The following is a 23,941-nucleotide window of genomic DNA, read 5'->3' as shown; positions in this document are numbered from 1 at the left end:
ATTGTTCATTTTTTGTTTAAATTACTAATATCAACTCTTATTTAAATTTTGTCTTATCATTGGTACGAATCAAATAATAACGAATATAATCCGGTTGCCAGAAACGGCTATTCTCGGCTGATTTCGGTTCTGTTCTATAGCTGACTCCCAAAGCACGGCGGGCAAACTCATTCCCGCTACGCATATCATACTGAAAAGCAAAATGATCCGGAAGCATTACACGTACTGCATGACGGTTGCGCTTCTTGCCCGGCAAAGGAATCGAGAAATGAAATCCGGCATTTGTTTCCCCATCTGTGTACATACCATAAAGCCCTACAATATATTCACCGAAATAGCGGGAAAGAGTTCCGCATACTCCATAATCTCCATATATAAACCGGCCTCCACTGACCTTTAACTGTGTATTCATTTGTGGAATATAATACCCCACACTAAACTGTCCATTGACTCTCTTCCATTTACTCATTCTCCAGTCTCTGCCATATAAATGAGAGGAACCGGTTATACCGCCTTCTCCTTCCACTGTCCAACGACCGTCAGATGAGAAATAACCGATACCGGCAGCAAGCCCCTGGCGATCATCCGAGAAATTCCCACCAGTCAAGTATCCTTTCCAATGATTATCCAAGCGAAATTCCTGTCGCAATGTCAAATACCCCGGTCGGATACAATCCCATTTACCCGGCTCATTGTTAATGACAGGCAAGCAAACTTGTAACCTTAATGAAGCACCCTTCCAAAGTTGCATTTCTACCGCCGGTTGCAATTCAAAAGCAGCCTTATATAGTTTGTAAGTAACATTATTAACCAACATCACCCCCGGATAAACGACTAAATCCACCTTACCAAAAGTAGTAGACTCACGTTTTATCCCTTTCAAGTCATCCATTGCAGTTTGGGTAGAAGTAGTCATCTGCATAGTACGATACACCTCATTCAAATCACACTTTCCCGATTGATAATCCTCGATCAGTTTTGCAGGTAAGGTGATACAAAGTTGGGGCAGCGCATTATCCAATATAACTAACTGCAATGTAGAATTCTCCGAAACAGCTATCAAATGACGTATTGCGATACCTATACCATTATAAGATCCCCTATATACGGAAGTTTCAAATGCCGCCGTAATCGTATCCTGCTTCTGTATTACAGAGATATTTTCCATTTGCAAATCTTTCAAGACTCCAGATACCCGTACAGCCTGTGCATTTACACTTTCCAATGTGCAGCAACAGATAATATATAATATACTAAATACTCTTTTCATCTTCTTAATGTATTAAAGTACATTCATAACGCAAGCCCGCAGAAACACAAGTAAATTCGCGGGTAAACACATGGATAGACAAATGTTTCCAAAGGCGTATTGCTCCTCCAAGATTCCAGCCATGAGTATCATATTCTGCCATAAGCTTTAACTCACGGCAAAAAGCGGGAGTATAACGGATACCACCAAAAGGTCCTTTATTGAATGCAGGCTGATTGCCTTGATGAAAATACCAGCCTGCCGTAACAGCCAACTGATGTCCTTTACAGAAACCGAATGTCTTAGTTAATACACCATAATAATCTCCCCAATACTGAGTCGCCTTTTCTGTAAAAAGGTCATCGGCACCAATAACCACAGCAGGGAAATAACGGCTTTCTTTCAATGGACGGATACGGATAGTATTAGAGCGATCTTGATTATGATAACCAACTCTGCCATTATACGTTCGCATCTTGAGTAATGTCATACGGTAAGTCAGTTCTACAAAAGAGAATAATGACATATCAACAGAATAGTTCATGGTAGGATAATTAAATTTATGGGGTGTAACCTCTTCAGGAAGGAAGTTTGCACTTCCCATAAAGGTTCCTGTTTCCTGCATCTCGGCTGTAGGTATCATCATCTGCCCAGTTGCCCCAAGAGCATATTGTGCATGAATCTGGCTTGTTGTCAAGATTAGAATCAGAATTAATACAACACCCTTTAACGGAATAAATAGCATATCCCCCAAAATTGCTTCAATTTGTTTCATTTTTTATCTATGTGTATTCCTAAATAGAGATCTTACCCCAATTTAATTCATAAATCCTCTATTTTTACCATTCTTTTTTCTGTTACTTCTTAGGTAACGGAAAAAGCAGGGAAAGGGGAAAAATCTCTAAAAACACGAAAAAAAGGACATATCTGACTACCAAAGAAGGCTCAGCCTAGGTGTAGGGTGAAATTTCTTTGATTATAGGACGTAAATATCTTAGAATATGAAAAAAGAGTTCTTTCATATTCCGGACTATTTTTATCTTATTTTTTAATCAAAAAAGAAAAAAAGGATAGTTTACTTGCTTGTTATTTATTTTTTTGTCTATCTTTGCGTCATTATTATTTCCGTTACCTAAGAAGTAACTCCTACTTACACACACTGGTTATCAGTACTTTGTATCATTACTCCGTTTTGCAAAGCAATTCTTTACGTAAGATAAATTCATTTTATTAACTTCAGTACGTTCTTTCAAAGCAAAGCCTTTAAGGTAGATTTGTGTTGTTTTGATTGATTTGTGCCCTAACGATTCGCTGATCATTTCAATAGGAACTCCGCGATATTTCGCAGTAGTAGCCCATGAATGGCGAATCGTATACGAAGTGACAGGAGAGGTCAGGTGCAAAGCTTTTGCAAGTCCTCTCAACTGGTTATTGAATTTTCGGAGAGCAGACTGATATTCGCGATAAGCATCTTCATCCTTCCGTTTTTTATCACCACTCAAGATACCAAACAGATAATCAGGACAGTCCCGCAGCGAAGGTTGCCTGTTCCGGAGCTGATAAATCATATCTTTAGCGGTATCCAATACTTCTACGCTCATTGGAGTCTTCGTCTTGATACGATTATAATAAATAACATTCCGGTCTAAGGATGACTTCTCCAAATGTGCCAAATCAGCGAACGACATACCGCAGAATTGAAACATCAAAGCAGCAATAGCCTGCGTACGCCGCAAATGATCCGATTTCGGATCTTCGTATAGAAGCCTGTGCAACTCTGTTACCGGCAAAGCTTTCTTTTGGCGGACATCCACTCCCGTATACACCTCATGGAACAATCGGTGAACATAAGGTGCCCTTCCCGACTCCACTCCCCGATTATAAATACTACGTAGCATACGCATATACGTAGACACCGTATTAGGCTTTAAACCACGTTCATAAAGATACTGCCCATAACACCGTAAGTGTTCGCGAGTTATTTGTCCGAATGACACAGTAGAGGTACCACAAAACCCTCTGAAAGAAAAAAGTGCATTTTCATACACATGCGCTGTTGAATAGCGCCCCTCTTTTCGTAAACGACCGATGTACATTTCAGCACACCGGCTAAACCCATTTTTTTTCATCATTTGCACACTAGTTAATTATATAAATCACCTTCTCAGATGAGAGAACAAATATAACCACTATCAGGGTTTTAGTTACTATAAAATAATTTAATTGCGAACAAAACTAAAAGAGTGACCTTCACTCACGTGAAAGCCACTCTCTATTTCATAATTTAATGAACAATATAATTAACCTTTTACCCTATAAATTATAAATACACACTATATCTGTTATTCTACATTCATTTCCTTTTAAAGCTTAAAGGGATTCTTCTTTATATATACCCGATAATCTTTGATCATTCCGGTCTTACCCGCCTCGGCACGTGGGAGATAGGAGAATCCGGTCACCACCTTATCTTCACCCAGATTAATCACAATCTGATGGGGGAACTTCTGTTTGGCAGTCGAATAATTTGTATGCCAGAAAGTAGATTCCTGCAAATCAAATACATTAGTTGCTATATTGTTAGCTTCTTCCGTTTCTTCACTATCGGCATAAACCACTTTCCAATGCTGACGTGACAATGGCTTACCGTCCGTTCCCAATAGTTCCAGTTCGGCAATAGCCGCATAATCTTTGCCATCATAAGCATTCAAAGCCTCCATACAGAAATAACGGGTAGGCACCTCCTTATCAAACTTCACATGTTGCCAACCATTTCCCGGCTTGAAGGTTCCTTCATAAACAGGAGTTTCTTCTGTCAAATCCAGATTTTCCCCAACTTTACGATGAGCATATGCAGCACCATGTACTCGTAAATTATCCAGTATCGGTTGTTCCAATCCTTCCGTTTCAGCTTTTACAGGACCAGCCATATCCAATATAACAGCCTCATTATCACCTTCTTTCAACCAACATCCCGGAACATACAATGTCTGCTGAGGTCCGATTTCCCAATAACGGCCCACTGCATGGCCATTGATCCAGACCATCCCCTTACTCCAGTTCATCATATTCAGGAAGGTATCGCCCACTTTATCCAAAGTAAATGTTCCGCGATAATATGCAGGATATTTTTCTGTATTATCCCGTTTCTCATATTTTTTATTTTGTGCAAATGAATAATCAACCGGGATGTTATATACCTGCCAGTCTTTCAAAGATGTAATATTCCCATCATTCGATTGCAATTCTACCTTTTCGGTAATACCTTTCCAGTCATAAATTCCTTTACCGAAGTTCATACGTCCCATTGCTTCTACCAGAATATCCAGTCGGGCCTCTTCTTTCATCGGAGGAAGTATCACTGTACCTTCACCCTTCAAGCGACTTAACGTAGCCAGCTTCTTTCCATTCAGGAAAACCTGTGCCCAGTCATGGGCTTCAGTTATAATTAAAGTTTGTTCTTCTTTAGAGGCCGGAAGAGTGGTACGATATAAAATACTACCCCATCCCTGGTCAAACGCTTCCATCGACTTGATATCTTTGCTAATCTTCGGTTCCGGCAAATTATCAAATAAGACGGCTACTTCATCCAACTTAAATTCAGGAACAGCTATTGTCGGAATAGAATCCGGTATAGGCGCCAGTTCTTCACCTTCCGGCAAATACTGTTTCAGCAAATCACGGACTTCTAAGAATTTAGGAGTAACTTTCCCCGATTCATTAATCGGTGCATCATAATCATAAGAAGTACAAGTCGGTGAGAAATTTGGAAAATTCGCTCCGCCCCAATGTCCGAAGCTAGTACCTCCGTGGGTCATATATAAACTGAACGAAATATTACGGTCGAGCATCTCTTTCATCCCCTTCACCAATTCTTCCGCACTGCGTGTCTCGTGCTTGGCTCCCCAATGGTCGAACCATCCGGACCAGAACTCACTGCACATTAACGGAGTATTGGGGCGAAGTTCCTTCAAACGTTCAAACTGCTGATCGATATTAGCCCCTGTACCGAAATTAACTGTCCAAAGTAAATCATCCAATGCATTATTTTCAAAATTAGAATTCCAGTCACATTGGAATAAAGGAACTCCCGTGAAACCGGCCTGTTTCACCATATCCCTTATGGCAGCAATATATGGTTTGTCTATACCAAACGAACCATATTCATTCTCCACTTGTACCATAATAATATTACCACCTTTACTAATCTGGAGGTCAGCCAGTTGTTTGCCTACTTCGTTCATAAACAATTTTACACGTTCCATATAATAAGGGTCCTGTTCACGAAGTTTGATATCTTCTTTTTTCAGCAACCACCAAGGTAGTCCGCCCATTTCCCATTCTGCGCAAACGTAAGGTCCGGGACGTACAATGACGTACATTCCGTTTTCTTGTGCCATGCGGCAAAATGCAGCGATATCCTTCTGACCGGTAAAGTCGTATTTTCCTTCTTCCGGTTCATGAAAGTTCCAGAACACATAAAGACAAATGGTATTCATGCCTAAAGCTTTAGACATTTTGATACGATGCTCCCAATATTCTTTAGGAATACGAGGATAATGAATTTCCGCAGCTTTCACTACAAACGGCTCTCCATTGAGCAGGAAAGTCTTATCTCCTACCTCAAAAGTCCCTTTGGAAGATTGGGTACAGGAAGTGCTAAAAACAGCAACCAATAAAACAAGTAAATACAATAAAGGCTTTTTCATTTTCAATCTATTGTTTTCATGATACATTAAAATTCTCAAGAAATTCTCTGCCGGTCAATGTTTCCATTAAGACCGACAGAGAATTTAAAAACTAATCCTGGTTGTTACCCTAAAATCAAAACTATTACCTATTGAAAACTTCATCCGTTGCAAAGATGAGACATTATTATTATACAAAGGTCCTCAAATCAGTCAAAACAGAACAATTATCATTCAATTTGCAAGAATCCGGCATTTTGAACTATTTTTAAACCATTGTGGTCAAAATTCAAACTTTATTTATCTCTTAAAAAACTTACTTTACAAAAAAAATTAAGACCTTTGTGACCGATACCATAAACACTAAAACGCCTCATAATGGGTAACCTTATGAACGAAAAGACTTACATACTACTATTCATACTATTTATATCATGTATAGATGTTGCTTTTGTTCAAGCGCAAACTAAACATGTCACTATTCAGGGGACTATTCTGGAAGAAGATACTCAGCTCCCTATCGGACAAGCTACCATACAGTTATTATCTCTGCCCGACAGTAATTATGTAAAAGGAGTTTCCAGCCTGGAACAAGGTAATTTTACACTTACAGCTCCTCCCGGACATTTTCTGATTAAGTTGTCGTTTATCGGATTCACTACTGAATTTAAAACCCTGCAAATAAACAATACAACTAAGCCAATCATCCAACTTGGCAAAATTGAACTGAAACCCGATGCTATACTTCTAAAAGAAACTGTTATCGTAGCACAAGCTCCCCCGGTAGTGGTTGCAGGTGACACAACCGCCTATAATGCCTCTGCATACCGTGTCAATGAAGGAGCAGCACTGGAAGAATTAGTCAAGAAATTATCCGGAGCAGAAATTAACGAAGACGGCAAGCTAACCATCAACGGAGAAGAAATAAAAAATTATCGGCAGGAATCAGATATCAAAAATCTGAACATTCTATCAAAAAGGATAACCAACGGGAAACATTTGATTATACATTCGGAGCGGAAGCTAATTTAAACTTACCTTGGGATATCAAAATTTCATCTAATATTGATTGCAGGTTAAAAAGAGGATATGGAGGTAAAAATGACACTAACCGTACCCTATGGAATGCCCAAATTTCAAAAAGCTTCCTCAAAAAGAAAAAAGCAACCATCCGATTTCACCTATATGATATCCTCCGTGAGAACGAAAGTTCGGAACGTTCCATTTCCGAAAATTCAATCACCGATAGAGAATCCAGTACTTATAACGTATACTTTATGGCATATATTGCCTATCGGTTCAACACCTTCGGCAACAAAGGAAAGCGTCAGTCAACACGGAGCAAGGATTATTAATGACAGAGAGTTTAGTTACTTTTGACCCCTCCTTTCAAACATTCTGAATAGCACTGAAAGAAATCACACTGTAAGATACTAGAAATTCGCAAAAGAAGTTCGGTATCAACACTTGATTTCTCAAAGATTTTGTATACGTTGGTTCGCGAACAACAAAGCTGTTCAGCAAACCAACTCACGGATAATCCCCGCTTATGCAATTCATCTTCTATACGCCGACCAATATGTACCATGACATCATTCTTGTGGAATAATTAAGAAACTGAAACCACACGCTCCTCCTCCACCATTTTCCAATCGAACAAGAATACGGTTCCATCCCTGTCGAAACTGGAAAGGAGCAATATGTTCATCAATGTTGTACCAACTGGTCCCATAATCACGCCATACATCCTTACCGTTTATCCATACCCGGCCACTATCGTCCGTGCCAATGGCAACCAGCATTGTAGTAGCCTCATCAAAGTAGAGTTCAGTATAAGCGTAATAAGTAGAATGTCCGGTAGTGACAGGAACCGTATTATGCATTGATTCACTTTGCATAAACTTCCATCGCAGCGTACCATCCAAATACACTTCTTCCCCTATGACCTTTATCGGATGAGAATCCGTTTCCATCACCCCTGTACCTACTTGTCCGTCAGTATATACCGCATCAAAGTCCACAGATATCTCAGGCGGATGGACAATCGAAAAGTCCTCTCGCCCAAAGCTTTCCCATGGTCCTATCATATACCATGTGTTAATATATAACCACCCTTTACGATCCGCGCTTTTTGAGAAACGCCGTCCGGGCAATGCTTGAGCTTTTACCATTTCCTGATTAAGCCGGGGACCTGCATAAGCATTCATCGGACGTCTGTTTCCACTGCCCTGAGCTGCCTCCCCCATGCCACCGAAACCGTTCCCATTGCCACTGCCTTCACCTCCGCCCGGCTGACCATTGCCAATTCCAAAGCCGCCACCGGGCTTTCCGACCTGCTTCACTACTCCAAAGAGATTTTCCAACCGAGATTGAGCAAGTCCGGCTTGTCGGGTCGCTTGTCCCAACAGACCACGGTAATTGTTCAAGTCTGCCGTACTTTTTATTTCCAGACCTGCGCTGGCATTACTTCCCGCTGAAGTAGCCCATTCCCCTCCTTTAGTCTGCATTCGAATCAGTTCATCAAAACTTGGCATACGGGAAGAACCTGTCTTCAGAGAACTATAAACCTCGGGAAACGAAAGTCCCTTGGAAAGCGCCTGTTTAGCTGCATTGGCAGCCAAATGGTTCTGCTGTATTTCAGCCTCATATTCTCTTAAAAGAGCATACATATCATCTACCGACGGATTCGCAGATAACTTGCCCGCCTGCGGAATATTCCTTGCTTTCGAAGTATCATTAGCATCATCCGGTGCCGTACGTGGTAACTTTCTTTGCTCTACTTTAGTCAACAATTCATTTTTCCGCTGCCTCATCTTCTTAGCCATTTCCTGAAATTTGCGAAGCTGATCTTCCAAATTTTTCTTGACCAATACTTCCGACTGCTTCACTAATTGCTCAGAATAATTAGCGGGAAGCTCCCGCTGAGCCTGCTCCTGCTTTATTTTATCACTGATACTTTTCGGAGATTTCTGTTTTTTCGCTTGCAAGTCAATAGCTCCCTGTCCTGGTGATGGCATCAGCCAGATAAACAACGCTCCTCCTACCAGACAGACCAGCGCAATAACCCATGATAGGATAACCGTCAGACGGCTACTCCCTGTTGTAGTTTTCGTCATATGTTCGTATTCCTATATTCGTTAAATTATAAAACTGACAAGCATCCATTACTTCCACAAAACGTCCGAATGGAGTGTTTTTATCCATATCAATGCGGATACGCTGACCCGGATCAGAGATACAGGTCTCCCGCAATTGTTCCATCATAAAATTAGTCGAACAAGGTTGTCCGTCCCAATAGAAGTTACCTTCAGCATCCAGTCCTACAATAGCCTGTTTATCATCCGGTTTCAGTTTTATAGCTGATTCCGAAGTCGGCAGATCCACTGAAATATCCCTGTTTTTCACCTTCGTCATTGTAGAGACAAGAAAGAAGATCAATAGCAGAAACACACAGTCGATCAAGGGCGACATAGACACTTCCGGTTCATCTTCATTATTAAATAGTGATAGTCTCATAAGCTTAATAAGGTTTACTACCCAAACGGACACGCGTACGCGTGAATCCTTGTATTTGACATTGATCGAATATCTCTATTACCGTATTTACGGGTACAGTCCGGTAAGCCGCCACATCAATAGCAATTTCCGTACCTTCACTGTTGCGGAGTTCTGTAAGGAAAGTATTCAGATCAGAAATCGGCACATAGTGGTTCTCACCAGTATACGCATCATGTCCTACTACCTGATACATATTTTTCTCCTCATCCACTGCTATGATAACAGCTTCCTCTCCGGCGCGGGTGGTAGACAAGCTGGAAGTCATTGAAGGAAGTGATAAAGGTATTTGCATTTCCCACTTCTTCATCATAGTAGTCACAAGGAAGAAGATCAGTAGCAGAAAGACGCAGTCTATCAAGGGCGACATCTGCACCTCTACTTTGTCTTCTTCATCATAGTTTAGTCTCATGCTTCTCCTCCTTACTCCCCGGTGTGTTCATATCCGTCGAATCTCCTTCCAGATAGAGAGTAGTAATTACATTTTCAACTTCTACTTCCACCAAAGAAGCCAATTTCATAATACGATTTTTAATAATGAAATACAAAGCAATGGCAGGAGCTGCGATGATCAAACCGGCAGCAGTCGTAATCAAAGCTTTTGAAATAGAATCGGACAATATAGAAGCGCCGCCTTCGTCACCATACAATGCTACCAGACCAAATGCTTCGATCATACCGACAACTGTTCCCAGCAAACCGATAAGGGGCGACAGGGAAGCTATGACTGACAAAGGATATATGCGTGACAAATGTGTACGGATATCACGTGCGGCCATATCACCAGCTGTCTGGCTGACAGCTTCTCTTCCGGCTTTCACATGCTCGAAAATAAAACGCAGCGAATTTCCTAATGTGGAAGGGTATTTATCACAGGCTGCAATCGCACCTTTCAAATCTCCTTGTGCAAGGCATTCGCTGACTGTTTTACGCAGTCCTTTGGGTGCCAATCTTCCTTCTCTTGAAGTTAGCAAGCGTTGCAAAGCTATTACTAAGGCAAGCAATCCAAGCAAATACAACGGATACATCATGAATCCTCCCGCTTTAATCTGTGCAGCCCAGTCAATCTGTACTCCTTGCGGTTGTTCATCCTCATTAGTTGTTCCCTCTTCATATACCAGCCCTTCCTCTTCTCCATCAACGGGTACCGGAGTTGCAATTTCGCTCGGAAGTACTTTCGGAGCATTCTTTATATCATCCTGTGTCTTAGCGAGAAAGATTTCATCAAATCCCGCATCACGCCTCTCCGGGCAGATAAAAGAAATACCGGTCAACGTAATATTACCAAAATCTTTCCATAAGTCCCTGGTCATCACCATCCAGTGTCCCGGTAGCTCACCGAGATTAAGACCTTCCATCGGATTTATCAAATCCTTGGATTTGCCGGCTATATAAGTAAAATCATATTTCTTGCCTTTTTGATTTGCAGACTTTTCGGAAACATGAAATTTCATTCCAATTTGATCACCTCCCCATTTTACCCAGGCAAAAGTGATATAGCGAAACTCACCCGGTCCCGGATTCTCGCGAATAGGAATGGATAGCCCGGTCAACTCTGCCGGACTTTTAGAGGCTCCTACATATATATAATTTTCTGATTTTTTAGAGTATCCCCCATCACGGACAAATTTATTATCCTGAGCTTTCCACTGCGCCCCGTCCGGTATTTTAGTACTAAAGATTTCATATAATCCTTTACCGGATCTACTATTTGTTTGGGCTGAAAGCGGATAAACAGAAAGTGTTATTATCCCCCCAAGGAGTATACCTAACATACCTTTCCCAAAAAGATTCTTCATTTTTGTGCCATTCATGTCTATTCTATTTTTATAAAATTTAAAATCATCGTAGAAATTGATGGTGGCAAAGTTGATAAAAATAGAAAAGAAATGAGTACTCAAATCATTCAAAATACTCCAATTCCTTAAAATGAGACAGAATAAAGAGTTCAAAAATCGCTCAATAGGTTTAAAAATAATCCATTACCAGAAATTTCCAACTATTTTTTATCTGCTATATCAGGTTTTGTATCTATTTTCCTGACACTACCATCCTGACATATTGTGGAGGTAAATAATTATATATAGAGCCATTTTTAAAAGAGGCAGTTTCTAAGGTGGGGGTTCTAAAGTTTATAGTTTCAGCATGGTATCCTTTAGGAACAATCAATTTTAAATACAAAGCAGATATGTATCCATTTTTCACACCCCTCTCTCTTCTATCATAGAAATCACACATAATTAGCTTCACTTTTGTCTGAGACAAGTCCAGTACTTGCAATGGACAATTTAAAATATTCAACGAATACAAGTTGACATTTGAATGTAAATCAAGCTGAGATATAGCATTACTACTACAATCCAAAACCTCCAAATATATATTTGCACTAAGATCAATTGTTTTTAGTCTGTTATCAGCACAATTTAATTCTTTTAAATAAGGGTAGTCACTAAAAACCGGAATTGCTTCTTCTGATATTTCTTTAATAGAAAGTTTACGCAGCGAAACTCCTTCCACATTCTCTTTTTGCTCAGGGAGTATCAATTTCTTCAATAAACGATAATCATTCCCTTCTTGGCGTATCCACTCATATCCCTGCAATCCGCAAGTTAAAAATTCCATCTTTAGGTTAGCACTAAAATCCAACTCTCCAATATAATTTGCTTCACAATTTAGTTCCCGCAATTCTTGATTATGTGATGTTTCAAGTGCTTTTAGCTTATTCCAACTACAATTTATTTTTCTAAGATGCGGTGATCGACTAATATCCAATTTCTCCAGATTATTATCCGAACATTCAAGTATACTTATTCCTTCTGTATTCGATCGGTTATCCGGAAGAATCAACTTAGATAATATCCCGGCACGACCTCCTTCCGAAAGTAATCCTTTATTTCTTTGAGATTTAACAATAACCGTTCGAAGTTGTTTATTATGACTAAGATCCAATTCTGTCAGTCGGTTATAAGTACAATCTAAAGTTCTTAATTGAATATTCTTTTTCAAGTCTATCGTATTCAAATCACAACTTCTACAACTTAAAGTCGTGAGATTTTTACAACCACTTATATCCAGTTTCGGAAGGTAGATTTGTATAATTTCCAACTCACGAAGTTCTTTAAATCTAGAAAAATCAGGAATACACTCCAATGTATCAGTCCGATTTCCCACCAATTTTAACCGACGTAGAGAAGAAAAATACTCAAGGCCTTTTAATGAGGTAATTTCATGCCTCGTAGTTTTCGCTCTATTCACTTCATTATCAATCCATAAACTGGTTTTCAGCTCCAAATCCTCCACGTAATCAATATCCGATAATAAAATAGAGCTGGTATCAGCTATAATCTTCATTTGGAACAACGCTGCTTTAAGCATCGGATCAAATTTATCTGCCACATTCTTATTATCAGAAGAGTTCAATATGTCTGCCCGACTACTCACACCCATCAATAATAAACTTACTATTAAAATAATGTTTTTCATTTTCTATTAAATTTTATGTTGTCCATAATCAAACATCTCTCTACTTCACCTTTTTACATGAGATGAATTATCATTCGCAAGATAAGAAGAAAAAACGAAAAAGAAAAGGAAAGAGTGTCCCCAAAAAGGATACAATTTTTCATCCCAAATAAGCAAATCCCCTTTCCTCCCTTCACCCTTCACAACTCCCTCTGGCACGACGATTGCGGGTGAAGGTCTCTTGTTCACCATCCGCTTCACCTCCCATCAGACGGAGACTACCCGATACACATTCCCAAACTTGGTATGCTTACGTTCTATCCCCACTGCTATCAGTATTTGTGCCAAACTCGCCGGATTTGCCCCACGCATAGCTGCCGGATTTTTCTTCTTCAACCGCTGAAAGATATCAGCAGACGAAAGCAGTTCACACTCTTCCCCTTTTTCTGCCGCCCGATAACAGGAACGCAAAACGTCTTCCACAGGTCCCTGACGATAGAACATCATGTTACTTTGCTGCAATTCCGTCTCTTCCTCTTTGGTAAACCAATAATGTTCACCGGCCAAAATCTCCGCTTTCAATTGAGCATAAAGTTGCGCATAGTCAATCCCCTCACAATCGATAGGATATTCTACCAGCACACAAATAAACCTGCGGCTACCGGTCGGGTCAGTCAACAAATCTTTTCGATTCGATGTCCCGATGAAAGATGCTATACGAGGTAGCGAGCGATAATTTTTCTGATAAGCTTTGCACAGGCTTAATGAAGCCATCTGCATCAGATTCTTCAATAACGGCATTTTCGTCGGAGCATATTTATCAAACTCATCCAGATTGAGAAGTCCCATCTCCGCCAATCTCCGTTCTATATGCCCTTGACTGGTTAAATCCACCTTATCCATATAATAACGCTGAAGCGCAGGAGGAAGTAGCGATTTGCAAAAAGTAGACTTGAAATATCCTTGCTCCGTACTGATAAGCAAAGGCGCCACACTATTGGCATGACTTCCCGTAACCCCCATCCATTGTGCTGTCATACCCCGCATCCATATATGGAATTCTTTCACCCACAATTGGTCTCTCGAAACTCTGCGTGCCAAAGCCGCCAAGCGATCCACTCCATCCCATACCGGCAATTCTTCCAAATAAAGTTTGAAAGGATGATACTCTGCAATACGGGTGGAGAAAATACAGCGTGAAAGATCACGATCCCAACAAGAAATACCTGATTCGTGAGCTTCCAGGCAGAATGTATTTAAGACACGCTGACTCACAGGTGCAAATCCTTCCTCCATTCGTTCCAACAAACGATATTCCGTTTCTTCTGTCAGCACATTGTAGCGGAAATCATAGCGGGATTTTAAAAAAGTATCTACGCTCTCAGTTAGTGACTTCACTTTCGATGAGTCTTTTTCTTTAGACGATGATACCTCCTTAATCGACTGAATAATAGTATTGACAGGTGCTACACTTTTTGTATCCCCTACTCCCGTTTCATCTTGTTTTGAAAGACACTTCATCAATTTTTGCCAAAAGGCAAACCAACCATTTTTTTGTTCCATTTTCTTCTTTTTTATAATTAATGGATGCGAATATAATATCAAAAAAAAGCCATTTGCAACTTTCTTTCCTATTCATTTTTTGAAAACCAGACTTATCATTATTATCCTGTCATTTCTTGTTTATCATACTATTAAACCTTATCTTTGTTACCGACAAATTATACTTATCACAGATGTGATGAGATATTATCACTTTTATGATAAAATAGCGTCATTATTATGATAAGATCTTATCATAGCAATGATAAGTATAAGATATCAGCACTAAAAACAAGAAATCATTTAAAGATAAAGCAGAAATGGCAGTACAATTTGAATTATACAAGACTCCGATGCCAAAGGAGAAAAAGAACAAGACGCGTTATCATGCCCGTCCGGTAAGTTTTGAAACTGTCAATACCGAGAAACTGGCTTATCGCATCCATGATCGCTCCACATTAAGAGTATCGGACATTATTTCAACCTTGGAAGAACTGAAAAATGAAGTAGCCCAGTGCCTTCTGGAAGGTAAAAAGGTGCATGTCGACGGATTAGGATTCTTTCAGGTCACTCTTTCCTGCGAAGAAGAAATACGTAACCCGAAAGACAAACGTGTGCACCGGGTAAAATTGAAAGCTATAAAGTTTAAAGCTGATAAAGAATTGAAAGGGGAATTGTGTCACATGAAATTCCAGCGTTCTAAAATAAGACCACACTCCGCCAATTTATCAGAAGTAGAAATTGACATGAAACTGACTGAATATTTTGCTGAAAACCAGATTATCACCCGGAAAGACTTTCAATACCTCTGCGGAATGACGCAAATCACTGCATATCGCCATATCAAGAGGTTAATGGCAGAAAAGAAATTGCAAAATAAAGGGACGATCTATCAACCGATTTATACTCCGGTTCCGGGTAATTACAGGGTATCGGTAGATTTAAAATACAAAGAACGATGAAAGAGCGATGAAACAGGAAGCCCTTCACCCGTTCTCTCCCATTTGATAAGAGATGTAGAGAGAAGGTGAAGGGCTGATTAATTATGCACAATTAGTTCGTATTAACTATGGTTTCAAATAATTTTCCAATGGCTCCATAGATAATTCATCTTGATTTGCTCCCCAACAATAATAAGGCTTTTTATCCTTAAAGAAACATATATGAGGATAAGTATTTTCGCGAGTCAAAATAAAAAATGTCCCATCATCAGAATGTTCTCTAGCATATTCAAACTTCTTTGTTCCATTTTTTTGCGGTGTAAACGGCATAATTTCCCATCTTTCCGCTTCTGTCCTCTTTATGCTACTTTCTACCATCTTGTCCGCAGCTTCCTTCCCAAACACTTCAACATATCCTTGGTAATAACTTTTCGGATTAGCATCTTTCATAAAGTTTTCAGCATGATATATAGCATAAAAATAGATTGTTTCCCCATTATCATTCTGCCCATAAAAACAAGCAAACTTTTCTGGAATTCTAAATACCTTTTCGGAATCGTCCACTAAATATAATCTTGAAGGCGAATCAATAACCGGTACAAACTTTATAGTGGACTTCATCAAAGTTAAGGACAAGGATGAATCATGCCATCTCCCTGCAATATTCATGTTTAGCCGTTCAAGTATGGTATCCTGAACATTTTTATTAATTTCCCTTGCAAGCAGTTTGTTTTTGGGTGTCAGTTGACTGATAGCCTGAGTAATCATCTTATCTCTTTTTATAACTTGCTTGGAAGTACCATCGACATACACTTGTTCGCTACATGAAAGAAATAGGATCTGGACAAGAAACAGGATTGATAATTTAATTGCTTTCATAAAAGATTCTTTTACATCCAACAAAATCAACAAGTAACTAAATATCTGTGGATTAAAGTCTTATCCAAGGAGAAGGAGTACCGACACAAATATTTGATATTTAATCGGTCCTCCTCCATTCATTCCACCATCGGACAAGAGTTTTCTTATTTTCGTCAGATTATTCCGTATCCACCTCTTCGCGCCATTCTTCTGAAAGCGCGTAGTTATTGATAAACACGTATCCATCTAATGTGGATGGCGCCGAGATGCCTAACCAATAGAGAATTTGCGGTACTATCAGCGTATTCTCAACACAGATTCTTTCAGCATTGACATTGGTAGGCAAGGTATTTGCAAACATGGCAGAGGCTTTCTGTTCGATATCCGGAGAACTGCTGGTTTTATCTTTAATATAATACATATTCAGTCCACCCTGTATCTGATTTTTAATTACTAATGTATCCTCCTCTAATTTCTCAAGTTGCTCTGTTGGCTTAAATTTCCAATAGCCGAGCATATCACCTGAAGGTTCAATATCAATTTCTCCCGATAGTTGCAAAAATTCTCTTTCAGCAAGATCCTTTTTCCATAGACGTACTTCCGATATATAATAGGAAGTTGGTACAGAATAACCACCTATCGCAAAAAGACTTGAATCCGGAGCCAATCCCTGGGTATCCGTGGTTCCCGATCCCTGTAACTTACCATCTAAAGTGATGAGCCACTTTCTCCTTCCGGAGGCAGCAGAACTTATGCTAACACCATAGTGATGCCATTTAGAATCATTGTATCCGGTAATAGCTTGCTCAAGAGCAGGACCTTCCTTAGGATTTGTTCTCATGGATACAGTTCCTCTCTGCCTATATAGTCCCCAGCCGGCTTTTCCAAGTATGCGATCCCAATTGTTACCATTATATGTGCCGTCCTGCCTAGGAACCATACGCATTATGATCTCCATTGAAAATGCATCCATACCTAAAGAATAATATTTACCTATACTATCAAAAACGACAGCCTTGTATTCATTCTGAGAATCAAAATATGCGCCGTATAGTCTATTACCATTCAAATGTTTTTCCGTATAATGATTGTAGTAAAACAGACCAAACGTATTACGCTCCACTTCCGAAGCGCCACCATAACGACCGTCAGCCGATCCACCGTGATTGGAAGTTACAACAATAAGCCAGTCTTCGTAAAATGCATTCTCACGGGCATCAATCGCCGACAAAAATTCACCAATGTATCCGTCTATAGTTTTAAGTGCACTGACATAAGAGGCGTTGTCCGCTTTGAATCCCCCACTCTTCCCGGCCTCCAACATTCCTGAGAAATCGGCCAAAATGAATGTGTAATCTTCATTCACAATATGATTAAGAACCACATCCCGGGTTTGAACGTCATTTTCTGAAGTAATGGTAGTCTTAGCATTATTAAGCATATTTTTGTTCAGTTTCGCCCAAGGTGTCACACATAATGAAAGCATATTCACGTCATTATTCGAAATATAACTAATTACATTTTGATAATGAATGACCTTTTCATTCGGATTGTTCGGATTGTACTCCACATTAGCAGTATAAGAATCATCTGTTATACTGTGTTTTTCGGGTATGACCCCAGTGAGCATGGTTGCCCACGTTACAGGGTCTTCGTTCCTTTCGACAGACAGGGTACGATTGTCACTCACTCCCGCCCACGAATATTTACTATTTTTCAGCATCTTAGCGATGGCACCGTCGGCAGGAAGGGAGTTCTTCACCACTTCACCAACCGCACCATCTATATTTATCCACAATACTTTACGATGGATTTTGGTAGATATGCCGGTATCTATAGTTCCATCGTCTGCTATTTCAGCAGGTGTATCGTATTCCGTGCAAGCGTAGTTAAATGCCAGGACACAAACAACAAGCAAGCTGTATGTGAAAATATGTGATAGTTTATTCATCTGATATAAATTTACGGTTTATAATAAAATGTCCCAAACTCGGTAAACGAATGCTGTCTGAACTTGAAGCGAGACATGTCCGTTTCATTCCAGTTATCATTGCGATTAGGATCAGGAAGTTTAATACGCAGGTACCTCACTTGTTCTTTCGATGGAAAATCATAGAAACCTTCATTTTTAGTATATGGCAGTTCGGGATATGCAATGGAGTCTACCTGCATAATCTCCCTCCAAGCTATGTTATCATCAAGTGGGTTCTCAATTATTTCTCCCTGATTTACCGGAGTCTCAATAATCAGCTTAGTTGCTGCCAAGTCAGAATTGTTGCCTGTCAGAAATACACCATTCACATCTGTCGTCTCTTTCATATCAATAAACAAATAATACGGAAGTGGCGGAGTACTTGTATCATTGTTGTAATATGAAGTCCATCCTGTTGATTTGTCGCTGTCCAGCAATCGGTCCGGCGACTGCCCGGAATTAAAGTTATCGCTTCCGTTTGCATCCAGTGCATAAATCTCCCAGTCAGTCCGATTATGACGGTAGTGATATCCGTTACTTGGGAAATCAACCACACCACTTGATGGATTTTCTGCCAGAGGCGAGTATTTCCATATTGCTTTATCCATCAGCGGATATTTCGATGCATAACCACGGGCTTCGTCTGTCAGCGAATAGCCCCAATGCTCAAAGAATGGTGAAAAATCTTCCTTAAAATAGTCACATAAAGCCTTAAAGAAATAGGTAGAAGTAGAATGATCTACGGAAATTTTATCTTTAATCATACGGTTCAACTCTATATAAAAGGCCCAATCATCATTTTTGTAGTTAGCTAATTGGACAAGGCTTGCCAATGCGTATGTCGGCCGTACTTCCGACTTTATATCAGATACAAACCAGCGGCTACTATCGGTATCTGCATATGCCAATGCTTTAGGGAATTGCTCCGCAATGCTGCTGCCTTCTTCCGGGAAAATCGGCCCCATCGGATACCCATCCTCTCTTAACCCTTTCTCAGCCATGCGATATAGGGGAATTGCTTTTACTGCATCAGATACTTCGCTCCACCATGGTGATTTTATATCTCTGAAAGAATAATTTCTATATAACGCATTAAAAATAGCAATAGAATTACCGGATTTCAACGTTTGATAGCTAGCCAGCTCATTCAACAGATAATTTGTATTCAATGCCACTACACCATAATCGGCATTACGAATATACAGATTGTCCAACAACTCCACATCCAGCACCACACGCTCAGGAAAATCGGGAGCACGCATTGAAAAATCCTGTGCCCCAACCTGCAAACTGTAATAGTTATAATAATAGGTCTCGACAGCATTGTCCCATGCTTCCAGTGTGTTCGGCATCTTTTCAGCTATAGAAGGATCATCATTTATCATATCCAATAATCGTTCACGCTGAACGGAAAAAGCGACATGCCGGCCACGCAACTCGAGCCACGGTACAGTCGTTGTACGCAGCTGCTCAACCCACGCTGTTACATCAGTAGAACCGACAATAAAATCAGGCGAACGATAAGCCCCGTTAATCTCCATTACAAAATCCGCACTGCCATTCACATCCTTGCTTTTTTCGATCCATATCATACCTCCCAAAGGATTACGAATCGTGTTTTTTCCCGGGAACAGTTGCTTCGAAGTAGTAACTACCGGCAAACGCAAGTAGGGAGAAATATCCGTCAAATCGTCTAAATGAGAACCGATGATAACCGTCAACCCCATAGTGTTGTCATTAATGGTTATGGTAATCAGTTCACCTGCTCCGGCATAAAGCCCGGTACTGTATATCGGACGAGGAACTTGTTGCACGTCAAGATCGTATGCAGGAATGTATCTCTTGCTTAAATCAAGCGCAAGCAGTGTATTGACAGTATTATCGACTAAAGTATCTACCAAACCCGGAAAAACACGGGCACTTTCATACATACTGACATCGATTCCTTCACCTGTTACTATGGTTACATTGGTAGAATCGGCGGTATCATCTTCTGTCCCGCTTTCGATATCATATTGATAAGCAATGTTGCAGCTTCCCATAAAAAACATACAGGAAATGAATGACAGCAAAACTGCATAATCGGCTTTTAGTTTATTAAAGCATTTCATATTGCATTCTAATTTAATTATTTAAAGAAACGTAATCTAATGCCCAGCCTTCACCATCGAAATTCCAGGAAGAATCAACCGGCTCTCCAAACCATTGAAAAATCTGATAGGATAAATCGACTGTATTAAGAACCGTTTTATAGTAGGAATCGTCTATAAGTGGGCATACCTTATCCGTTACAATACTCTCCTGCCTGCGCGTTACATAATCATCGGTAGGCGTAAACGTACCAACCGGTTTATTGAAGTATAATCTTTTATCTTTTGATGTATATTTCGAATAATCTTCCAAATAAGATAATCCGATATCATCTTCGCGATCGTTGGGGTAATAACCCACCAGATTATTCCAATACGGATATAATTCACCCAAAAGGTCCAGTTTTGTAGTACAATGATACTCCGCAATAATATCAGCAGGTAGAGCAACATTGTAAAACTGGAGATCGTTTATATATAGATTTGCCTGACTAGGTCTGTCCGGAGAAAACGTATGTCCGATGGCAAGAGGCGCATCTGTCCACATATCTTTACTGCCGTCTATCTTACATCCCATCTGATACTTACCGTCAAGATAAAATAAGATGGAGTCACCTTTCTGGGTATCATCAACCTCTTTTATAACTAGCGTATAAGAATGCCATGATCCGTCACGTCTCGTAGATGGTAAGCGGAAAACCGAAGAACCCTCTTTAAAATTTGCTGCAAATTCGACTTGAGTATTATTAGAAAACATTAGCTGCCAGCCTGTACCTGCTTTTTGATATCTTTTCGATATTATATTTCTATTACCCCAGGGGTCGCCGTGCTTATCAAACATTTTAAACTGAATGGTATATCCACTTTTATCCACCTCTTCATCTGGATTGGAACTCCATCGTTTACCCATATTAAAAAACTCGGTATTTCCAGTCATAACGGCATTTGTTGTCGCTTTTTGTCCGGGACCGACGAAATAAGGACTATAGAATTTGTATTGTAGTTCATCCGAGCCCGGCCTTTGCAACAATTTGGATGCAAACCGACTGTTATAGAGCATCATGAAAGAATTGAGACGCGGATCATCATACAATGATGCCGGAGTTACATTACCTTCATAAACACCACCATAGGAAGATGTAATAACTACAAGCCAGTTTTCCTGAACGTAACGCGGACGCGCTTCAAGTGCTTTCATTATTTTACCGATGAAAGCATCTACATCATAGATTGCATCAATAACCTCATTAGTAGGGGTTGTCTCATTGCTCCAGAATCCATATTGCTCACCAATCTGTTGAACACCGCCGAACTGTGCAACTACGATATCCGAGATTGTTTCACCATTGATTTCAGTAATAAGAGCATCAGCGGTTTCACTGTCGGCCGAAGTCTTTCTTTTAGTATCGGCAACACTCCCGAAAGCTCCGAAAAACTCCGTATCAGAAGAATAAAAGCTGACTTTCAGATTTTCATCCGCCTCTTTCAATCGTTGAAGAAAAGAAGGCGTTTCGAGTTCGTCAATTCCTTGATTGACATCAAGCCCGTTTTTTGTTGTTCCGGTCAGCAAATTTGCCCATCCACGTTCTTTACTTACCCCTTCTTCATTGTCGGCAAGTCCGTAAAAAGTAAACAAAGATCTATCCGTCATGGAGCGGATAACTGGAGCCTTTCGTGTATTGTACGCCTCATTAACGGCTATTCCGGATGCACCGTCGATAACCACCATCAATACGTGTCCCGTAGTATATTCAGTACCCGACTCCGGATAATCATCAGTCAAAAGCCGTTCCATCTCCTCATTGCACGAGAATGCAAATACAGCAAACAGGCAAAGCATTATATTTTTTATCAACTTTTCCATTGTATTTCATAATAAGTTATTCATAATCAACTTCTATCATCATCGCATTGCGAACCATATTACCATCAAAACGGCTGAAATCACCAAGCAGCAGCAATCCGTTTGAATTGGTCGAAGTACGAGTTTCAATTACTTTGTAGAGTTCACCCTGGAAGATGCCCGGTACATTAAATTGTTGCAGCGCCTTTCCATCACGACCCAATATAAGGAAACCACGGCGAGTCACACCATCGTATTTCGTAAACGCACCTGAAACAACAATATTATCATTATCAAGCAGACAGGCAAAATTGGCCAATCCTCCTTCCATTTTTCCGATTTTGAAAATTTCATCACGTGTGCCATCATCATTCAACATAACTACACTCTGTGCAGGAATACCGTTGAACTCAGAAAACTCCCCAGTTATAAGGATTTTCTTTTTGTTTTTATTGTACCGGATTTTAGTAATACTTCCATTTGCGCCCGTACCGATGTTTCTCATAAAAGTTTCATCAAGGGTACCTTCGGCATTCAACTTCACGATGTTCTTCACAGGCTGTCCATCGAAACTGCTGAATGTCCCTACTATGACAATACCGTCATTCTCGACCATACAAGCATCCAAAATCTGTCCGACAACTCCTTCTGCATCCCTGCGATAGTTATCATCAAGTTCTCCAGTCCTTGACATACGCAACACACTTGCAACCTTCGAATAATCCAAAACCATACTTTCAGCATAGGATTTTTCGGTATTAATACGACAGTAGTTAGTAATATTTCCTACTGCTACTACCTTCTCATTGGAAGTTATAAATGTACGTACAGGCGCTTCAAGGGTTCCCCCGTTGAAGACCGGTATCTTACAATTTATGCTTGTATTATTCTTTTTCGAAGGCAGCGCCACAGTTTTATAATACGAGGCTACTTCATTAGTAGCTATCGTGATGTTATTGACCGGCAACTTATCCCAGCCGTATTCTGAAAATTTACCCGACAGAAGAACCCTGTGGTCACTAGGAAAATAAGTAAATGAATTAAGGTAACATTCAATATCTGTCACTCCCGGATTGGCCAGATCAATGCCGGCTCCCTGACCAGGATCAAGTTTGAAGTCAGTTACCCATTTTCCCGATACAGAGCCGTCTGTCAAAACCATAGATATACAAGAAAAACTCTGCGAACGATTTTCATTGTAGTAGGCCTGCATATAGTCACCAACAGGATAATATACCCGTGCTTTTGAATAGTGCTCCGCACAATCGTAAATAGGCCCCGAAGTGCCTTTAAAGCCATATGAGTGATCTATTTTAATATTTCCTAATACAGTGAGACGAGGTCCATAGAAAACCTGTTCTTTCAATACAATATAAGCCGTACCCGAACTAAGATTTCCAGGTACTTTCACGGTGATTGTCGTGTCGGTAGCAGTTACAATTTTGGTTTCTTCATCAGAAATATAGAACTTGAAATCGTAACGTCCTGATTGCGGATCACACCAGTTCAACATCCCTTTTGCTTTGAATACAACCGTATCATTGGGATAAGCACTTTCCGGAGAAGGAGATTCAGCCAGCAAACCGATTCCGAGCGGAGCTTTTCCTCCACTGTACGGATCATCTTTAATATTGCTGTTCAGATCACTGTTACAGGATGTTGCCAATAACGAAGTGAATACGGAGCAAACAATCATTAACGAATAAATGGTAATATGTTTCATTGTACTATCTTTATT

At 40.1% G+C, this 23,941-nt stretch carries 18 protein-coding genes; 3 read left to right on the top strand and 15 right to left on the bottom strand.

What is annotated here, in order from left to right; translation table 11 throughout:
- Nucleotides 1–37 precede the first annotated feature (37 nt).
- The 4 genes from K6V30_RS14430 to K6V30_RS14415 form a co-directional block, all read right to left on the bottom strand.
- A complete protein-coding gene (locus tag K6V30_RS14430; RefSeq protein WP_055269192.1) occupies nt 38–1,270 on the bottom strand; it encodes a YjbH domain-containing protein in 1,233 nt (410 codons plus the stop codon).
- Between the two features lie 4 nt (nt 1,271–1,274).
- Complete coding sequence (locus K6V30_RS14425; RefSeq protein ID WP_010537563.1) at nt 1,275–2,024, bottom strand: YjbH domain-containing protein; 750 nt, start codon at nt 2,022–2,024, stop codon at nt 1,275–1,277.
- 391 nt (nt 2,025–2,415) lie between these two features.
- Entirely contained in the window at nt 2,416–3,381 is a 966-nt protein-coding gene (locus K6V30_RS14420) for a tyrosine-type DNA invertase cluster 3b (RefSeq protein ID WP_055269193.1), read from the bottom strand.
- Nucleotides 3,382–3,612: 231 nt separating this feature from the next.
- Nucleotides 3,613–5,958, bottom strand: a complete 2,346-nt coding sequence (locus K6V30_RS14415) for a beta-galactosidase (protein WP_055269236.1) — start codon at nt 5,956–5,958, stop codon at nt 3,613–3,615.
- 369 nt (nt 5,959–6,327) lie between these two features.
- Here K6V30_RS14415 and K6V30_RS14410 point away from each other — a divergent pair, with 369 nt between their 5' ends.
- Both K6V30_RS14410 and K6V30_RS14405 read left to right on the top strand, forming a co-directional pair.
- Nucleotides 6,328–6,969: a carboxypeptidase-like regulatory domain-containing protein gene (locus tag K6V30_RS14410; protein ID WP_224207155.1), complete on the top strand. Its 642-nt coding sequence runs from the start codon at nt 6,328–6,330 to the stop codon at nt 6,967–6,969.
- Nucleotides 6,882–7,292, top strand: coding sequence for an outer membrane beta-barrel protein (locus K6V30_RS14405; RefSeq protein WP_224207319.1), 411 nt, complete (start codon nt 6,882–6,884; stop codon nt 7,290–7,292). The genes K6V30_RS14410 and K6V30_RS14405 overlap by 88 nt, the downstream gene beginning before the upstream one ends.
- 237 nt (nt 7,293–7,529) lie before the next feature.
- Here the strand turns inward: K6V30_RS14405 and K6V30_RS14395 are convergent, their stop codons facing one another.
- From K6V30_RS14395 to K6V30_RS14370, 6 genes are all read right to left on the bottom strand, one after another.
- Nucleotides 7,530–9,053 (bottom strand): hypothetical protein, encoded by a 1,524-nt coding sequence (locus K6V30_RS14395; protein ID WP_010537557.1) that lies wholly within the window; start codon nt 9,051–9,053, stop codon nt 7,530–7,532.
- A complete protein-coding gene (locus K6V30_RS14390; protein WP_055269196.1) occupies nt 9,028–9,453 on the bottom strand; it encodes an ExbD/TolR family protein in 426 nt (141 codons plus the stop codon). Before K6V30_RS14390 ends, K6V30_RS14395 begins: the two co-directional genes overlap by 26 nt.
- Before the next feature lie 4 nt (nt 9,454–9,457).
- Complete coding sequence (locus K6V30_RS14385) at nt 9,458–9,904, bottom strand: ExbD/TolR family protein (protein ID WP_055269197.1); 447 nt, start codon at nt 9,902–9,904, stop codon at nt 9,458–9,460.
- Nucleotides 9,888–11,306 carry a MotA/TolQ/ExbB proton channel family protein gene (locus K6V30_RS14380; protein WP_055269198.1) on the bottom strand — a complete coding sequence of 473 codons (1,419 nt, stop codon included), beginning with the start codon at nt 11,304–11,306 and terminating at the stop codon, nt 9,888–9,890. Before K6V30_RS14380 ends, K6V30_RS14385 begins: the two co-directional genes overlap by 17 nt.
- 217 nt (nt 11,307–11,523) lie before the next feature.
- Nucleotides 11,524–12,975 (bottom strand): leucine-rich repeat domain-containing protein, encoded by a 1,452-nt coding sequence (locus tag K6V30_RS14375; RefSeq protein WP_055269199.1) that lies wholly within the window; start codon nt 12,973–12,975, stop codon nt 11,524–11,526.
- 246 nt (nt 12,976–13,221) lie between these two features.
- Nucleotides 13,222–14,517 (bottom strand): DUF3874 domain-containing protein, encoded by a 1,296-nt coding sequence (locus K6V30_RS14370; RefSeq protein ID WP_010537551.1) that lies wholly within the window; start codon nt 14,515–14,517, stop codon nt 13,222–13,224.
- Between the two features lie 299 nt (nt 14,518–14,816).
- Here K6V30_RS14370 and K6V30_RS14365 point away from each other — a divergent pair, with 299 nt between their 5' ends.
- Complete coding sequence (locus tag K6V30_RS14365; RefSeq protein WP_008760576.1) at nt 14,817–15,458, top strand: HU family DNA-binding protein; 642 nt, start codon at nt 14,817–14,819, stop codon at nt 15,456–15,458.
- A 105-nt stretch (nt 15,459–15,563) separates the two neighbouring features.
- Here the strand turns inward: K6V30_RS14365 and K6V30_RS14360 are convergent, their stop codons facing one another.
- The 5 genes from K6V30_RS14360 to K6V30_RS14340 all read right to left on the bottom strand — a co-directional run bounded on the left by K6V30_RS14360 (nt 15,564) and on the right by K6V30_RS14340 (nt 23,926).
- Entirely contained in the window at nt 15,564–16,316 is a 753-nt protein-coding gene (locus K6V30_RS14360; RefSeq protein ID WP_010537550.1) for a hypothetical protein, read from the bottom strand.
- Between the two features lie 160 nt (nt 16,317–16,476).
- Nucleotides 16,477–18,249 (bottom strand): alkaline phosphatase family protein, encoded by a 1,773-nt coding sequence (locus K6V30_RS14355; protein ID WP_055269200.1) that lies wholly within the window; start codon nt 18,247–18,249, stop codon nt 16,477–16,479.
- Between the two features lie 11 nt (nt 18,250–18,260).
- A complete protein-coding gene (locus K6V30_RS14350) occupies nt 18,261–20,381 on the bottom strand; it encodes a M60 family peptidase N-terminal accessory domain-containing protein (RefSeq protein ID WP_055269201.1) in 2,121 nt (706 codons plus the stop codon).
- 13 nt (nt 20,382–20,394) lie between these two features.
- Nucleotides 20,395–22,224: a LamG-like jellyroll fold domain-containing protein gene (locus tag K6V30_RS14345; RefSeq protein WP_224207154.1), complete on the bottom strand. Its 1,830-nt coding sequence runs from the start codon at nt 22,222–22,224 to the stop codon at nt 20,395–20,397.
- A gap of 16 nt (nt 22,225–22,240) precedes the next feature.
- Nucleotides 22,241–23,926 carry a DUF5124 domain-containing protein gene (locus tag K6V30_RS14340; RefSeq protein ID WP_010537546.1) on the bottom strand — a complete coding sequence of 562 codons (1,686 nt, stop codon included), beginning with the start codon at nt 23,924–23,926 and terminating at the stop codon, nt 22,241–22,243.
- Between the last annotated feature and the right edge of the window lie 15 nt (nt 23,927–23,941).

Source organism: Bacteroides faecis (assembly GCF_020091505.1).
GTDB lineage: Bacteria > Bacteroidota > Bacteroidia > Bacteroidales > Bacteroidaceae > Bacteroides > Bacteroides faecis.
Note: the sequence above shows the minus strand (reverse complement) of the source record. Positions and strands in the feature narration are given on the sequence as shown.

Coding starts and splice junctions, on each gene's coding strand:
- K6V30_RS14430 (WP_055269192.1), bottom strand. CDS start 1,270: ATGAAAAGAGTATTTAGTATATTATATATTATCTGTTGCTGCACATTG.
- K6V30_RS14425 (WP_010537563.1), bottom strand. CDS start 2,024: ATGAAACAAATTGAAGCAATTTTGGGGGATATGCTATTTATTCCGTTA.
- K6V30_RS14420 (WP_055269193.1), bottom strand. CDS start 3,381: ATGATGAAAAAAAATGGGTTTAGCCGGTGTGCTGAAATGTACATCGGT.
- K6V30_RS14415 (WP_055269236.1), bottom strand. CDS start 5,958: ATGAAAAAGCCTTTATTGTATTTACTTGTTTTATTGGTTGCTGTTTTT.
- K6V30_RS14410 (WP_224207155.1), top strand. CDS start 6,328: ATGAACGAAAAGACTTACATACTACTATTCATACTATTTATATCATGT.
- K6V30_RS14395 (WP_010537557.1), bottom strand. CDS start 9,053: ATGACGAAAACTACAACAGGGAGTAGCCGTCTGACGGTTATCCTATCA.
- K6V30_RS14390 (WP_055269196.1), bottom strand. CDS start 9,453: ATGAGACTATCACTATTTAATAATGAAGATGAACCGGAAGTGTCTATG.
- K6V30_RS14385 (WP_055269197.1), bottom strand. CDS start 9,904: ATGAGACTAAACTATGATGAAGAAGACAAAGTAGAGGTGCAGATGTCG.
- K6V30_RS14380 (WP_055269198.1), bottom strand. CDS start 11,306: ATGAATGGCACAAAAATGAAGAATCTTTTTGGGAAAGGTATGTTAGGT.
- K6V30_RS14375 (WP_055269199.1), bottom strand. CDS start 12,975: ATGAAAAACATTATTTTAATAGTAAGTTTATTATTGATGGGTGTGAGT.
- K6V30_RS14370 (WP_010537551.1), bottom strand. CDS start 14,517: ATGGAACAAAAAAATGGTTGGTTTGCCTTTTGGCAAAAATTGATGAAG.
- K6V30_RS14365 (WP_008760576.1), top strand. CDS start 14,817: ATGGCAGTACAATTTGAATTATACAAGACTCCGATGCCAAAGGAGAAA.
- K6V30_RS14360 (WP_010537550.1), bottom strand. CDS start 16,316: ATGAAAGCAATTAAATTATCAATCCTGTTTCTTGTCCAGATCCTATTT.
- K6V30_RS14355 (WP_055269200.1), bottom strand. CDS start 18,249: ATGAATAAACTATCACATATTTTCACATACAGCTTGCTTGTTGTTTGT.
- K6V30_RS14350 (WP_055269201.1), bottom strand. CDS start 20,381: ATGAAATGCTTTAATAAACTAAAAGCCGATTATGCAGTTTTGCTGTCA.
- K6V30_RS14345 (WP_224207154.1), bottom strand. CDS start 22,224: ATGGAAAAGTTGATAAAAAATATAATGCTTTGCCTGTTTGCTGTATTT.
- K6V30_RS14340 (WP_010537546.1), bottom strand. CDS start 23,926: ATGAAACATATTACCATTTATTCGTTAATGATTGTTTGCTCCGTATTC.